We start from the raw sequence: 14,906 nt of genomic DNA on the forward strand, positions 1-14,906 counted from the left end.
ACATTTGCAATAAATTTAAATTATATGCTTAACACATTATTACAAACCACGCAAGAGGGAGCGGAAGTACTTACGGATGAAGAGTCAGTTGAAAAAACGCTTTCAATTATTGAATTAATAAGTAGCGGAGGTACCGCAGGACAATTTATAATAGGAGTACTTTTTATATTGCTTGTTGGAGCCATTTATATTTATTTTGAACGCATTTTTGCTATTAAAGCAGCCTCTCAAGTAGATTCAAATTTTATGAATCAAATTAAAGACCATGTTAGTAATGGGAAAATTGATTCGGCTCAAATGTTATGTGCTCAGGTTAATTCTCCAGTCTCAAGATTAATAGGTAAAGGAATTTCAAGAATAGGAAAACCACTTGCCGATATTAATACAGCTATTGAAAATGCTGGGCGTTTAGAGATTTATGGTTTAGAAAAAAATGTGAGTATTTTGGCTACGATCTCAGGAGCCGGTCCTATGATTGGGTTTCTTGGAACAGTTATTGGTATGATATTAGCAATATTTGAACTTGCCAACGCAGGGGGAACTATACAAATGGATGTTTTAGCAAGTGGGTTGTATACAGCCATGACAACAACTGTAGCAGGGTTAATTGTAGGTATTGTTGCTTATATAGCGTATAATCACTTGGTAGTAAAAACAGATAAAGTAGTTTATCAAATGGAAGCTAATTCTTTAGAATTCTTAGATCACTTAAACGAACCTACATAGTATGAATTTTAGAGGAAGAAATAAAGTAACGCCAGAATTCAATATGTCTTCAATGACAGATATTGTATTCTTGCTTCTCATATTTTTTATGATAGCTTCCACGTTAGTAACAACTAATGCTATTGATATTGTGTTGCCAAAAGCAAGTGGGAAGACCGAGAATAAGAAATCTGTAGCTGTAAGTATAAAAAAGGATTTAACTTATTATATAGACCAGAAGCGAGTTGGAGAAAGTGTTTTAGAAAATGAATTACTAGCAGCATTATCTTCAAAAGACAAGCCGACGATTGTTTTAAGAGCTGAGAAATCGGTTCCTGTAGAAAATGTGGTTAAGGTTATGGATATAGCCAATAGAAATAAGTTTAAAGTTATATTAGCGGTTAAGCCTAAATAAATACGTTTATTTAATGAAGACATACTTCAAAACCAAACATGAAAAAAATTCAGCAAAATTAACAACATTAATTGCTGTTATTTTGCTGTTATTATTGTTTGTGGTAGGAACACCTTATATGGATCCACCGGAGGAGTATGGCGTTGCTGTAAATTTTGGAAATACAAATTTTGGCAAAGGGAAAGTGCAGCCTTTAAAGCCTGTTAAATCGGAACCTCGAAAAATAGAACAACCACATCAACCGGATGTTTCTAAAGCGGAGCCTACAAAAACAAAAGCTTCTGAAACAAAAGAAGAGGTCTTAACACAAGATAATGATGAGTCTATAGCTATTAAAAAACAAAAAGAAGCAGAGACAAAAGCGAAAGCCGTTGCAGATGCCAAAGCTAAAGCCGATGCTATTGCAGAAGCTAAAGCAAAGGCCGAAGCAGAGAGGATTGCAAAAGCAAAGCGGGAACAAGAAGAGAAAAAAAGAAAGTTAGATGCTTTAATAGGGGGTGTCAGTAAATCTGAAGGAAGTGAGACTGGCAGTGAAGGCAACGATAATAGAGCAGGAGATAAAGGCCAGTTAGATGGTAATCCTTACGCACCAAGTTATTTTGGAGGACGAGGAACCGGTAGTGGGGGTGTTGGTTATGGTTTAAATGGACGAGGTACGGCGTCATATAAAAAACTTAAACAAGACTGTAATGAGTCTGGGCTTGTTATAGTTAAGATTATTGTTAATCAAAGTGGAAATGTTATTCAAGCGGTTCCAGGGGTTAAAGGCACTACTAACACAGCACCATGTTTATTAGAACCTGCAAAAAAAATAGCATTATCCCATAAGTGGCGATCAGATTCTAAGGCACCAGCAAAACAGATCGGTTTTGTGAAAGTAAACTTCAAACTAGGTCAGTAGCAAATGACGTATCAAGATACACTTGATTGGATGTTTTCTCAATTACCAATGTATCAACGGCAAGGTAAAGCCGCATTCAAAGAAGATTTATCGAATACTTTAATATTAGCTGATTATTTAAATAATCCAGAGCGGTGTTTTAAATCTATTCACGTTGCGGGGACCAATGGAAAAGGTTCTACAAGTCATATGTTAGCATCCGTTTTACAGGAAGCAGGTTATAAAGTTGGCTTGTACACATCGCCACATTTAAAAGACTTTCGAGAGCGTATTAGAATTAATGGTAACGTTGTAAGTAAACAATTTGTAACGGGTTTTATAAAGCGAAATAAAGTATTCTTTGAGGTGAATTCTTTATCGTTTTTTGAAATGACCGTAGGCATGGCTTTTGAATATTTTTCAAGAGAAAAAGTTGATATTGCCGTTATAGAAGTTGGTTTAGGTGGTCGTTTAGACTCCACAAATATTATAATTCCAGAAGTTTCAGTAATTACTAATATAGGATTAGATCATACACAGTTTTTAGGAAATACGCTCGAAGCGATCGCATTTGAAAAAGGAGGTATCATAAAGCGTAATATACCTGTTGTAATTGGAGAAACTCAAGAGGAAACAGCTTCCGCTTTTAAAGGTCTGGCATGTAAGAACAATGCTAAGATTGTATTTGCAGACCAAGAGATTATTAAAGTATATGATACCGACCTATTGGGGATGTATCAATCTAAAAATGTTAAAACGGTTATTCAAGCTATTAAAGAATTAAGAATTAAAGGGTTTAAAGTCTCTGAACAATGCTTAAAAGAGGGGTTGCTTAATACCGTTAATAATACTGGGCTATTAGGTAGATGGCAAGTAATAAATGAAACTCCCAAGGTTGTTTGCGATACAGGACATAATAGAGAAGGCTTGAGTTATGTTATGAATCAAATACATAATGAGAATTATAAGACTCTACATATCATTATAGGAGTTGTTAATGATAAAGATTTAAGTACTATTATGGACTTATTTCCTAAAAAAGCTATTTATTATTTTTGTAAACCTAATATTCCACGAGGTTTAAATGTAAATGTATTAAAACGCCTTTTTTCTAAGTATAGATTGATAGGAGAAGTTTACAGTTCTGTTAATGAGGCATATAAAAATGCTCTTAAAAACTCTAATAAAGATGATTTTGTGTTTATTGGAGGTAGCACGTTTGTTGTAGCAGAAATAATTTAAATTTTTATTGAAAAAGTTTTTGCAGTTTTAAAAACTCCTTTATATTTGCAGTCCAATTACGAGGGCGCGTAGCTCAGTTGGTTCAGAGCACTTGGTTTACACCCAAGGGGTCAGGGGTTCGAATCCCTTCGCGCCCACAAAATCCTAAAGCATTTGTTTTAGGATTTTTTTTGTTTTAAAAATAATGAGACTGCCTTTTCAGACAGCCTCATTTTGACTATTTTCCCTCAATAAAATAATAGTCGATTTTGATTGCTCACAATCAAATGATTAGTTATTCTTATATAGCATCATTTACCAAAATTCAATGAATACGCCATTAGCTGTGTTTTTAAGTGTTACACTAACAGGAATTTCTTCGCAAAGTTTTGCTAATTGAATAATTTGATGTCTAACCATAGGTTCCTCAACAATTGTTATTAAACCATCGAAGTTTCCTTTTTGAGTTTCGGTTTTAAAGATCTCCTTAAGGCCCTCTTCAATTCTTTTGTGGTATTTTTTGTTTACAGCCATTTTGTAGACAAGGTTTTTAATTTAAGTGTAGATGATTATAGATATTTGGTATATAAGCTATGACTTATAAGCAATACATATCAGAGTTGATAATGTTTTTCCCTATGTATCGCTTTTTAGATTTTTTTTTAAACGGTTAGACATGGCTTTGTACTCTTTGGCGACTTCAATAATGGCATTAAAGACTAATATGTTTTTAGAAATTCCTGCTTTAGTATTTCTAACTGTTTGCGAATCAACTATGATTTCATTCGTGTTTAACTTGTCCATAACCTTGCTAGTATATTCTTTTGGAAGATGATTTACTAACAAATCTTTGAGCGTTTCTTGTTCTTTGTGTATGTCTATGTTATATAATGCGTATAATTTGTTTAAATTTGTCATAGCTTGTGTATATTTGTACAATGTTGAGTGAATTTACATACAAAAATATATAAATAATTAAATAAACAAAAAATATTTTACTCATTAGTATAATTTATAATTATTCTAAATATGGTATTTGAAGAAAAATTGAAGCAATTAATTAAGAGTAAGTACGTTAAATTGAGTGATTTAGCTGAAAAATTTGGTATGAATTATTCTCAGTTATCACAATACGTCAATGGAAAAAAAGTATCCATTGATTTCTTAAATAAAATAATTCAAGAGTTTCCAGAAGCAGATCTTAATTGGTTATTAAGAAATGATGATATTTTGAATGAAAGTAGACCTCCCTACAAAGTACCATTGACTAATAATCAAATTATAGATAAAATAGAAGTGTTGTTAGCAGACTTGAAAGGCCAAATAGAAGAAGAAAAATAATATCTCTTTATTTGTGGGATTAGTCTTATGTATATTTCTTTTAAATAAACTCTAAAACCCTTTCTAAAGCCATTCCTCTAGAGCCTTTTATAAGTATTGAAACATTTTTTATTTTTGAATCATTAAGCCAGTTTTCTTTAAAGTCTTCAAAAGATATAAATTGTCTGGCTTTGTCCGATTTTATTTCCGTCTTAAAAAAGTTTTCACCAATAAGAAGGATTTGATCTATGTTTAAAGAGGTTGCTAAATCAGCTATGCTTTGATGCTCGTTTTTAGCTTCTTTTCCAAGTTCGAACATATCTCCAATAAGTGCTATTTTTTTTGAATTTGGTTGTTTTTCAAAATTTAATAAAGCCGCTCGCATACTTGTTGGATTAGCATTGTAAGCATCTAAAATAATATGGTTAGTCTCTTTTTGTATAATTTGTGACCGGTTATTAGCAGGTGTGTAATTCTCAATGGCAGTTTTTATATCATTGTCTTCAACTTTAAAGTAATTGCCTATAGCAATGGCTGCAGCAATATTGTTAAAGTTATAATCACCAATTAGCTGACTCTCTATTTCTAATTCATTGTACTTTGATTTTACAAAAGGGAGGGCTTCGATGAAATCAATATGGATATCAAAACCATGATTTTTTTTACCAAAAACAAACGTATTTGCATTTTTTGTTTTTTTTGTTTGGATAGTGTCATTACCGTTTACAAAAACGGTTTTATGGTTATTAATTAGAAAATCATACATTTCACTTTTTCCTTTAATAACACCTTCCACACCTCCAAAACCTTCTAAGTGTGCCTTGCCAAAATTGGTTATATAACCATAGTCTGGCTTGGCTATACTGCAAAGAAATGCGATTTCTTTTTGATGATTAGCGCCCATTTCTACAATCCCAATTTCAGTATTGTTCGTCATAGATAGCAAGGTTAAAGGAACTCCAATATGATTGTTTAAGTTACCAATTGTAGCCGTGGTTTTATATTTTTGAGATAGTGTAGCATTAATTAATTCTTTGGTTGTTGTTTTACCATTACTACCTGTGAGTGCTATTATAGGTATCTTTAAATACGATCTATGATAAGAAGCTAATTTTTGTAATGTTTCTAGAACATTTTTAACCAAAATAGTTTTAGAACTTGTGTTAAATAGTACATCATCAATAATGGCATATTTTGCACCATTTTTTAAAGCTAATTCGGCATACTCATTTCCGTTAAAATTTTCGCCCTTAAGAGCAAAAAATAAGTCATTCTTTTTAATCTTTCTTGTGTCGGTGCACGCTGTACTGCATTGTAAAAAAAGCTCGTGTAATTGTTCTATTTTCAACAGTTAGGATTCTTTTAAGTTTGTAAAATTAAATGTATAAAAAAAGTCCTAACATTTGCTAGGACTTTTTAATAATATTATAAATAATTGAAATTAGTTTTTCGTTTTATTTCTAGATTTAGATTTTGAACCTACACGAGACATTGCACATCTAAACCCGATATAGTCAGTTGCCATATCTTGTGGGAAGTAACGTCTTTGAGCAGGATCTAACCAGTACTCTCTATCTTTCCATGATCCGCCTTTGTATACTCTTACTTGATCATTAATTAAAGATGTTCTGTTACTAACTTTGTCATATTCTCTAATAATATTTCCTAGAGAATCTCTGGTAACACTATGTTTTGGAGAATTGTACATTTTTCTGGTATCAGAATCTTTCTTCTCACCGTCTTCACCTTCATAATCGTTAAAGCTTTCGTAATAACGAGAAGAACGTTTGTCTCCATCTCTAAAGTTTATTTCATCACTCTTATCAAAGTTAGTACGTAGATACGTTTCATTATCATCGATAGGAATTTGTTTTATTTCACCTGGTAAGTTCCTTGCGATTACTTTTCCGTTTGGTAAGGTATCATATACAATATCATCTGCAGTAACAACCTGTACAGTACCATCATCATTTAACGCGTTTTTAGTATAAACATTACCACGGTAATAGTTAAAGTCGTTAAATTCACTATCGATAATAGGTCTGTAAACATCAGCCACCCATTCAGCAACATTACCAGCCATGTCATATAAACCAAAATCGTTAGGATCGTAAGACTTAACAGCATTAGTTATGTCGGCTCCATCGTCAGACCAACCTGCAATTCCACCGTAATCACCTTTACCTTGCTTGAAGTTAGCTAATTGATCACCGCGAATTTTACGCTTGTCAGAACGTGTGTATTGTCCATCCCATGGATATTTTTTACGTCCACGGTATAAGTTGTAATCTCTAATTTCACTTAATCCTAAAGCAGCATATTCCCACTCAGTTTCAGTTGGTAGTCTATACTTAGGTGAAATAATTCCAGTTTCACGTGTTGCATAGATATTAGATTCATTACCATCGGCATCTGTTCTAACATTTCTCCTATTACGTCCATCTCCATTAATAACTTCCTCATTTCCACCATAGGTTAAAGTTGGAGCGTTAATATAAGTATCTGTGCTAAACGTTGATTCAGCATTAACATCTAGGATTTTTGCATCACGTTTTAAGTAACCAGCTCTTTCTAAGTTGTACTCATTAACACGATCTGATCTCCAGTTCGCAAACTCAACAGCTTGAATCCAGCTTACTCCAACAACAGGGTATTCTCCATAACCTGGATGACGTAAGTAATTTTCTGTCATGACTTCGTTAAAACCTAATCGGTTTCTCCAGACTAATGTGTCAGGAAGCGCACCATTATAAATGGATCTAAAGTTTTCTTCAGATGGAGGATAAACTCTTTTTATCCAATCTAAATACTCCATATACATGGCGTTAGTTACTTCTGTTTCATCCATGTAAAATGATTGTACATGTTGTTGTGTTGGACTATTATTCCAATCATGCATAACATCATCTTGAACACGTCCTTTGGTGAAAGTACCACCTTCAATAAATACAAGTCCAGGAGACGTTTCTTGTTCTCTAAAATCTGTATTGTACTGAAAACCACCTTCTCTGGAGTTAATCTGCCATCCTGTAGCTCTTGAACTATTTTTTGAACTCGAAGATTTTTTACACCCAGTTGAAGCTATAGTTAGAGCTAAAACTAATAAAACCTTGAATGCTACTACTTTTTTCATATCCATACTTTTTAAGTAAGCTAATAATATTTTTGGTGCTGCAATATAAGAATTAAACCTAATAACACAAGCCCTTTTTTACTTTTTAGCCAAAAAAAAGTGTATTTCACCCTATTTTTTTGACCTTACAACGATGTTTTTGTTGTTTTTCAACGTTGTTTTGTGTTGTATTAACGCATGTTTTACTAATTTATTATTGTATTTTTGATGCAGTTTTTTAAATTGTTAACTTTTTTAATAATAACACAGCTTTAAGTACGTTGTTTTAACGATGAAAGAGAAATTTTTATTTTTATTGCTCATTTCTTGCTCCATAACTCTATTTGGGCAACAAAAAAAATATACGATTACTTGGAAAGCATCTAAGGTAATTTCTAATGGAAGTTATACCATTGAAATACCATCCTTTAATGATGAGAATTTTAGTTATGGTTTTGAAGAAGGCATATTGTTTGTAGACCAATGGAAGACAAATCAATTAATAAATGAATCTTCTGTAGCTATTAATAATGTTGTTTATGCTTCTATTTCTAAAACAAACTTGAAAGATTTAGATTTAAATACGATTCCAAATAAATTAGAATACAGCCTAAAAAATTCTATAGCAAGAGATAAACAATATGCATTTTTTGAACTTTCACCAATTATTAAAGATTCAAGAGGTAATTATAAAAAGGTCGTTTCTTTTCAGTTAAGTTATAGAAATGGATCCATTACTAATAGAATATCGTCATCGAACAAACGTTTTAAAACATCTAAAGTGATTAGTAATTCGGTATTAAGTTCTGGAGAATGGTACCGTTTTTATGTTGATGAAACAGGTGTTTTTAGATTGTCAAAAAGTTTTTTGCAACGTTTGGGGGTAAATGTAAATAGTGTAGATCCTAGAAATATAAAATTATATGGACATGGTGGACGTATGATTCCTTATTCTAATGCCATAGCTTACCCTTTTGATGTTCCTGAGAATGCTATAAAGTTTGTTGGAGAAGAGGATGGGGTTTTTGACAATGAGGATTATATTTTGTTTTATGCTGAAGGCCCAAAAGAGTTTAGTGTTGAGAGTAATACAAATATAAATTGTTATACGGATAAGACATATTATTATATAAATGTTAGTCCGGGTTCTGGTAAACGCATTCAACAATTTACACAACCTACCGGGCCCGTTGATTTGGTTATCAATACGTTTGAAGATTATAAGTTTCATGAAATTGACGAACATAATATTGCCTTTTTAGGCAGACGTTGGTTTGACGATAGATTTAATGTTGATAATAATAAAACTTTTGAATTTGATTTTCCAGATTTAGTTACCTCAGAACCAATAAACCTAAAAGTACTCACTGCAGCTGCGTCTACGACACCAAGCTCAATAGCATTGACAGTAAACGGAACAGCAGTTTCAACATTAAGCATGGGAGTGATTACAGATTTTGTTTTGGCGCAAAATGCTTCATTTATTGGTAACGTTAATGTTAACAGTTCAAAAATAGAAGTAGGGCTTAATTTTGATAATCAAGGAAATCCAAGTACACAAGCTTATTTGGACTTCATATCAATTGAAGCAACACGACAGCTAAATTTTTCAGACAAGCAATTTCAATTTAAAAATAGTGCGGTTACGTCAGTATCAGGTATAGGACAATATAATATGACTAATGCGTCACAAGTTTCAGAAGTATGGGATGTAACCGATATATATAACGTTTCTAATTATATAAACACTGACGGGGCTTCAAGCCTTAGCTTTACGTCTACATTAGGGAGTTTAAAAACGTATGTGGCTGTAACACCTTTAGATTATTTTCAACCAAAAATAGACTCAAGAACAACTATTAATAATCAAGATATAAAGGGAACTATTTTTCAAAATAGTCAAGGTGAGTTTCAAGACGTAGATTATATTATTGTGGCTCCTAATAATATGCTTAATGAAGCAGAGCGTTTAGCACAAATAAACAGAACGCAATATAATTTGAATGTTAAGGTATTTGGCTTAGACGAAATATATAATGAGTTTAGTTCGGGCAATCAAGATATAGGGGCAATTAGAAATTTGATCAAGTACGTTTATGATAATGCAAGTTCACCAGAAAACAGAATAAAGTATGTGTGTTTATTTGGAGATGCTTCCTTTGATTATAAAGATAGAATTCCTAATAACACTAACATAGTCCCTTCGTGGCACTCTTACAATAGTTTTAACCTTACCAGTTCATTCGTTTCCGATGATTTTTATGGTATGATGGATGCTAATGAAGGCACAATGGCTAACAGTGATAAATTAGACATCTCGGTGGGTAGAATGTTAGTAGATACACCACAACGAGCCAAGGAAATGGTTGATAAAATAGAATCGTATTATATAAAAGAAGCACTTGGTAGCTGGCGTAATAATTTTGTAGTTATATCTGATGATCCTGATAGTGAAATACCAATAGGTTTACAGGAAACTACAGACCAAATAGGAAATAGAGTAGCGCAAGAAAAACCATTTGTAAATGTTATAAAAATACATTCTGATGCGTTTCAGCAGGAGACGTCAGCTGGAGGTGATAGATATCCAGATGTAACGACAGAAATAGCTAATGCTATAGATAATGGTGCTTTGGTGGTAAATTATTTTGGCCATGGTGGAGAAGATGGTTTGGCTGGAGAACGGATATTATTAAAACCAGATATTAATGATTTTCGTAATGTTTGTAAGCTTAATTGCTTTGTAACCGTGACCTGTGAATTTACTAAGTTTGATAATCCGCTAAGGGAAACAGCAGGCGAATTCACTTTCTGGAATAAACAAGCCGGAGCCGTTGGGTTAATTACAACGACAAGACAGGTGTTTGTGAATTTTGGAATTAATTTTAATAGAGAGTTTGGACAATATTTGTTTTCTTATAGTGATAATGATACTTATGAAGACTACGAATACCCATCCATGGCGGAAGCATTAAGGCTAACAAAAAATGATCCTCGAATATCCAATAACTCTCAGAGACGTTTGGTATTCTTTATTGGTGATCCAGCTATGAAGTTAGCGTTTCCGGAACCAAATATTCGATTAACGGAAATTAATGATGTACCAATTACTCAAGCTACAGATACATTAAAAGCACTAAGCTATGTGAAATTAGCAGGAGAGGTGGTTGATGTTTCCGGAAATCTAATAACAAATTATAATGGAACACTGTCTACGACGATATATGATAAATCAATAAGTAGACAAACGTTAGCCAACGATGGTGTGACATCTGGTGGACAAACGGTGAGGTTAAATTTTCAAACACTTGGGGAGATTATATTTAGAGGACAAGCATCAGTAAAAGATGGCCAATTTGAATTTGATTTTGTAGTACCTAAAGATATAGGTATTCCTGTGGGATTTGGAAAAGTAAGCTTTTATGCAAAGAATGAGGCATTATTTCAAGATCAAACAGGAGCCAGTGTTAATACAGTTAGAATAGGAGGTGTTAATGAAAATGCCGCAGAAGATAATACAGGCCCCGTTATTACACTCTATATGAATGATGAGAACTTTGTGTCTGGGGGGATAACCAATGAGTCTCCTACTTTATTGGCTAAAATGGAAGATGCCAATGGAATTAATACTGCAAGTGGAATTGGGCATGACATTGTTGCTATTATAGATGGAGATGAAACAAATCCTATAGTTCTCAATGATCATTATCAAACCGAAGTAGACGATTATCAAAAAGGCGTAGTAAGTTTTCCATTAAGAGATTTAGAGCCAGGGCTTCATACATTGACATTAAAAGCTTGGGATGTCTATAATAATTCTTCAGTATCTGAAATTCAGTTTGTTGTGTTTGATGAAAATCAGGAATTAGTTATAAATAATGTCCTTAATTATCCAAATCCATTTGTAAATTATACAGAATTTTGGTTTAATCACAATAGTTCGGAGTCTTTAGACGTTTCTATACAGATATTCACTGTTTCAGGAAAATTGGTGAGAACAATAAATGGGCAAACAACAGGAGGGGTTAAAACGACAAGTTCATTATCCAGAGACATTGTTTGGGATGGAAGAGATGATTTTGGAGATAAAATAGGAAAAGGAGTTTACATTTATAAGCTTACTGTTCATTCAAACCTATTAAATAAAAAAGTAGAAAAAATAGAAAAACTCGTTATATTGTAATATTGTGGTCGAAATTTAAATTAAGTTAAAGGTAAAGACAGATGAGTTTTAAAATAAAAATTATATTTACAAAATAAACTAGATACATGAAGAATAAAATATTAATAGTTTTAGCCTTTGTTTTTGTGTTAAAACTAAACGCTCAAGAAACCATTATTTTTCCTAACCAAGAAAGAAGAGTTATAACAACTGGAGTGCCATTTGTTTTAATAGCACCAGATGCTAGAGCTGCTTCTATGGGAGATATGGGTGTCGCTACTTCTGTTGATGCATTTTCGCAACAATGGAATTCATCCAAATATGTGTTTTCAGAAACGAAACAAGGAATTGGAGTAAGTTACACGCCTTACTTAAGTAAATTGGTAAACGATATTTTTTTAGGAAACGTTACTTATTTTAATCGTTTGGACGAGCGTAGTGCATTTGCAGCAAGTTTAAAATATTTTTCTTTAGGAGATATTGAGTTTGTAACCGATGAATTTTCAACAGCTTTAATACAAAGACCTAATGAGCTTACTATTGACGCTTCGTATGCGTTAAGATTATCAGATCAGTTTGCAATGTCTGTTGCAATGCGTTATTTAAGATCAGATCTAAGATTAGATGGTGTAGACGGAGATGCATCGCCAGCCAGTACATTTGGTGTGGATATTTCTGGTTACTACCAAAGTGAAGAAGAAGCTTATGCCGATTTTAATGGGCGTTGGCGTGGTGGATTTGCTATTCAGAATATTGGACCAAAGTTTAAATATGATGAAGGTGGTGTAGAGAATTTTCAGCCTACAACCTTGCGTTTAGGAGGTGGATTCGATTTTATATTTGATGATTATAATAAAGTAGCAGTTACTGCCGAAGTAACAAAACTATTAGTGCCAACACCTCCTGTTTATGGTTTTGTTGATTTAGATGGTGATGAAGATCAGGCTAACGATGGAAGTGAGCCAACAATTATTGTGGAAGGTAAAGATCCGGATGTAAGCTTTTTATCAGGAATGTTTCAATCGTTTGGAGATGCACCAGATGGGTTTAGTGAAGAGTTAAAAGAGTTTACATGGTCTTTAGGTGCAGAATACACATATCAAGATTCTTTTGCTTTTAGAGCAGGTTATTTTAATGAAAGTGAAGACAAAGGAGCTAGAAAGTTCTTGGCAATAGGAGCAGGCTTTAAAGCTAATATTGTAAATGTTGATTTATCATATTTGTTTTCAGCGTCTAAAGTACAAAGTCCTTTAGAGAATACTTTGCGTTTTTCATTAACCTTCAATATTGGAGAACAAGCCTATAACGAGTACTAGTTTATAACCATATACTATAAATTAAAAAACTATTGTTCATTGAGCAATAGTTTTTTTGTTTACAATATTTCGTAAATTTAAAATATGAAGGAAATAAAAATAGAGACTACATTATATATATATCAAGATTTAGATGCCCTTCCAAAGGATATAATCTTACTTATGCAAAAAGCTTTCGAAGCACGTAAGAATGCCTATGCACCGTATTCAAATTTTAATGTAGGCGCAGCTCTATTGTTAGATAATGGTGAAATAATCACAGGAAATAATCAAGAGAATGCATCGTATCCGTCTGGGTTATGTGCAGAACGCACAGCAATTTATTATGCTGGTTCGCAATATCCCAAGGCGAAAATAGTTCAAATGGCTATTTCAGCAGGGTCTAAAAATAATCAAACAACCAAACCCATTCCTCCTTGTGGAGCTTGCAGACAAGCTATTGCTGAATATGAAATAAAACAAGATGCCAACATAGAAATTTATTTTATGGGTGAGACAGGAAAAGTAGCTAAATCTAATTCTCTTGCAAATTTATTGCCTCTAGTTTTTGATAAATCAGTACTTTAAAAACCATAAAAAATAATAATAAAGCTGTTTTGAATTCATATTTATTTTAAATACTATAACATTCAATATAAAAAATTATTAAAAAAGCAATCTGGACTATAAACCGCTTTTTTTTTGATATTTTTTTTACTTTAATGAATTTACGTTTTCGCAATAACTGGCAAAGTATTACTTTTGTATTTGCTTAATTAAAACCTAATATTAGTCGATGCAAAAAATCACTAAAGATACATACCTAAAATGGTATGAGGATATGCTGTTTTGGAGAAAGTTTGAGGATAAACTGGCAGCAGTATATATACAACAAAAAGTAAGAGGATTTCTTCATTTATATAATGGTCAGGAAGCAGTTTTAGCAGGCGCTTTACATGCTATGGATTTGACTAAAGACAAAATGATTACAGCTTATAGAAATCACGTGCAACCAATAGGTATGGGTGTTGACCCTAAACGTGTTATGGCAGAGCTGTATGGCAAAGCTACAGGGACTTCACAAGGACTTGGGGGGTCTATGCACATATTCTCTAAAGAACATCGTTTTTATGGTGGTCATGGTATTGTAGGAGGACAGATTCCTTTAGGAGCTGGTATTGCTTTTGGTGATAAATATCATGGTAGTGATGCTGTTACCTTGTGTTGCTTTGGTGACGGTGCTGCTAGACAAGGGTCTCTTCATGAAACTTTTAATTTAGCAATGCTCTGGAATCTTCCAGTAGTATTTGTTTGTGAAAACAATGGATATGCGATGGGAACATCGGTAGAACGTACAGCGAATCATACAGAAGTATGGAAGTTAGGAAAAGGTTACGAAATGCCTTGTGGGCCAGTTGATGGTATGAACCCTGTGAAAGTAGCTGAAGCTTTTGATGAAGCCATACAACGTGCACGTAAAGGAGGAGGACCAACATTTTTAGAGTTAAAAACATACCGTTATAGAGGACACTCTATGAGTGATGCTCAACATTATAGAACTAAAGAAGAAGTTGAAGAGTATAAGAAAATTGATCCTATTACCCAGGTAAAGGACGTTATTCTTGACAAGAAATACGCTACTGAAGATGATATTAAAGAGATTGACAAGCGTGTTAAAGGTTTAGTTTCAGAATGTGAGAAATTTGCAGAAGAATCACCATTCCCAGATAAGAATGTGATGTACGATGTGGTTTACGAACAAGAAGATTATCCATTTATACAACATAAATTATAAG

The 14,906-nt window shown here is 33.0% G+C and carries 13 protein-coding genes and 1 tRNA gene; 10 read left to right on the forward strand and 4 right to left on the reverse strand.

The features are described 5' to 3' along the window. Positions 1-24 precede the first annotated feature (24 nt). The 5 genes from Q4Q34_RS11065 to Q4Q34_RS11085 all read left to right on the forward strand — a co-directional run bounded on the left by Q4Q34_RS11065 (position 25) and on the right by Q4Q34_RS11085 (position 3,379). Positions 25-726, forward strand: a complete 702-nt coding sequence (locus Q4Q34_RS11065) for a MotA/TolQ/ExbB proton channel family protein (protein WP_303318219.1) — start codon at positions 25-27, stop codon at positions 724-726. Between the two features lies 1 nt (position 727). Further along, a complete protein-coding gene (locus tag Q4Q34_RS11070) occupies positions 728-1,120 on the forward strand; it encodes an ExbD/TolR family protein (RefSeq protein ID WP_303280464.1) in 393 nt (130 codons plus the stop codon). A 13-nt stretch (positions 1,121-1,133) separates the two neighbouring features. After that, on the forward strand, positions 1,134-2,021 hold the full coding sequence (locus Q4Q34_RS11075; RefSeq protein ID WP_303318218.1) for an energy transducer TonB: 888 nt from the start codon (positions 1,134-1,136) through the stop codon (positions 2,019-2,021). 3 nt (positions 2,022-2,024) lie between these two features. Further along, complete coding sequence (locus Q4Q34_RS11080; RefSeq protein ID WP_303318217.1) at positions 2,025-3,242, forward strand: bifunctional folylpolyglutamate synthase/dihydrofolate synthase; 1,218 nt, start codon at positions 2,025-2,027, stop codon at positions 3,240-3,242. A gap of 62 nt (positions 3,243-3,304) precedes the next feature. Further along, a tRNA-Val gene (locus Q4Q34_RS11085) sits at positions 3,305-3,379 on the forward strand. 157 nt (positions 3,380-3,536) lie between these two features. On the opposite strand, the gene Q4Q34_RS11090 is transcribed toward Q4Q34_RS11085, so the two are convergent. Together Q4Q34_RS11090 and Q4Q34_RS11095 are read right to left on the reverse strand one after the other, a co-directional pair. Further along, positions 3,537-3,755: a hypothetical protein gene (locus Q4Q34_RS11090; RefSeq protein WP_303318216.1), complete on the reverse strand. Its 219-nt coding sequence runs from the start codon at positions 3,753-3,755 to the stop codon at positions 3,537-3,539. 102 nt (positions 3,756-3,857) lie between these two features. Then, positions 3,858-4,139: a hypothetical protein gene (locus Q4Q34_RS11095; RefSeq protein ID WP_303318215.1), complete on the reverse strand. Its 282-nt coding sequence runs from the start codon at positions 4,137-4,139 to the stop codon at positions 3,858-3,860. 111 nt (positions 4,140-4,250) lie between these two features. Here Q4Q34_RS11095 and Q4Q34_RS11100 point away from each other — a divergent pair, with 111 nt between their 5' ends. Beyond that, the gene (locus tag Q4Q34_RS11100; protein WP_303318214.1) at positions 4,251-4,562 is read left to right on the forward strand and encodes a helix-turn-helix domain-containing protein; all 312 of its coding nucleotides are present in this window, start codon (positions 4,251-4,253) and stop codon (positions 4,560-4,562) included. Positions 4,563-4,602: 40 nt separating this feature from the next. Here the strand turns inward: Q4Q34_RS11100 and Q4Q34_RS11105 are convergent, their stop codons facing one another. Together Q4Q34_RS11105 and gldJ are read right to left on the reverse strand one after the other, a co-directional pair. After that, positions 4,603-5,889, reverse strand: coding sequence for a UDP-N-acetylmuramoyl-tripeptide--D-alanyl-D-alanine ligase (locus tag Q4Q34_RS11105; protein WP_303318213.1), 1,287 nt, complete (start codon positions 5,887-5,889; stop codon positions 4,603-4,605). Between the two features lie 93 nt (positions 5,890-5,982). Further along, positions 5,983-7,680 carry a gliding motility lipoprotein GldJ gene (gene gldJ, locus Q4Q34_RS11110; RefSeq protein WP_303318212.1) on the reverse strand — a complete coding sequence of 566 codons (1,698 nt, stop codon included), beginning with the start codon at positions 7,678-7,680 and terminating at the stop codon, positions 5,983-5,985. Between the two features lie 265 nt (positions 7,681-7,945). Between gldJ and porU the strand changes: the two genes are divergently transcribed. The 4 genes from porU (at position 7,946) to pdhA (ending at position 14,905) form a co-directional block, all read left to right on the forward strand. Next, complete coding sequence (gene porU, locus Q4Q34_RS11115; RefSeq protein WP_303318211.1) at positions 7,946-11,836, forward strand: type IX secretion system sortase PorU; 3,891 nt, start codon at positions 7,946-7,948, stop codon at positions 11,834-11,836. A gap of 86 nt (positions 11,837-11,922) precedes the next feature. Next, positions 11,923-13,131, forward strand: a complete 1,209-nt coding sequence (gene porV, locus Q4Q34_RS11120; protein ID WP_303318210.1) for a type IX secretion system outer membrane channel protein PorV — start codon at positions 11,923-11,925, stop codon at positions 13,129-13,131. Between the two features lie 84 nt (positions 13,132-13,215). Further along, entirely contained in the window at positions 13,216-13,698 is a 483-nt protein-coding gene (cdd, locus tag Q4Q34_RS11125) for a cytidine deaminase (protein WP_303318209.1), read from the forward strand. Positions 13,699-13,906: 208 nt separating this feature from the next. Further along, positions 13,907-14,905, forward strand: a complete 999-nt coding sequence (pdhA, locus tag Q4Q34_RS11130) for a pyruvate dehydrogenase (acetyl-transferring) E1 component subunit alpha (protein WP_303318208.1) — start codon at positions 13,907-13,909, stop codon at positions 14,903-14,905. Position 14,906 lies beyond the last annotated feature (1 nt).

It is taken from the genome of Flavivirga abyssicola (assembly GCF_030540775.2).
Classification (GTDB): domain Bacteria; phylum Bacteroidota; class Bacteroidia; order Flavobacteriales; family Flavobacteriaceae; genus Flavivirga; species Flavivirga abyssicola.

Bases quoted from the DNA above. Each gene is read 5' to 3' on its own strand.
- pdhA (WP_303318208.1), top strand. From the start codon at position 13,907: ATGCAAAAAATCACTAAAGATACATACCTAAAATGGTATGAGGATATG.
- Q4Q34_RS11100 (WP_303318214.1), top strand. From the start codon at position 4,251: ATGGTATTTGAAGAAAAATTGAAGCAATTAATTAAGAGTAAGTACGTT.
- cdd (WP_303318209.1), top strand. From the start codon at position 13,216: ATGAAGGAAATAAAAATAGAGACTACATTATATATATATCAAGATTTA.
- Q4Q34_RS11075 (WP_303318218.1), top strand. From the start codon at position 1,134: ATGAAGACATACTTCAAAACCAAACATGAAAAAAATTCAGCAAAATTA.
- Q4Q34_RS11090 (WP_303318216.1), bottom strand. From the start codon at position 3,755: ATGGCTGTAAACAAAAAATACCACAAAAGAATTGAAGAGGGCCTTAAG.
- gldJ (WP_303318212.1), bottom strand. From the start codon at position 7,680: ATGGATATGAAAAAAGTAGTAGCATTCAAGGTTTTATTAGTTTTAGCT.
- porU (WP_303318211.1), top strand. From the start codon at position 7,946: ATGAAAGAGAAATTTTTATTTTTATTGCTCATTTCTTGCTCCATAACT.
- Q4Q34_RS11080 (WP_303318217.1), top strand. From the start codon at position 2,025: ATGACGTATCAAGATACACTTGATTGGATGTTTTCTCAATTACCAATG.
- Q4Q34_RS11070 (WP_303280464.1), top strand. From the start codon at position 728: ATGAATTTTAGAGGAAGAAATAAAGTAACGCCAGAATTCAATATGTCT.
- Q4Q34_RS11095 (WP_303318215.1), bottom strand. From the start codon at position 4,139: ATGACAAATTTAAACAAATTATACGCATTATATAACATAGACATACAC.
- porV (WP_303318210.1), top strand. From the start codon at position 11,923: ATGAAGAATAAAATATTAATAGTTTTAGCCTTTGTTTTTGTGTTAAAA.
- Q4Q34_RS11065 (WP_303318219.1), top strand. From the start codon at position 25: ATGCTTAACACATTATTACAAACCACGCAAGAGGGAGCGGAAGTACTT.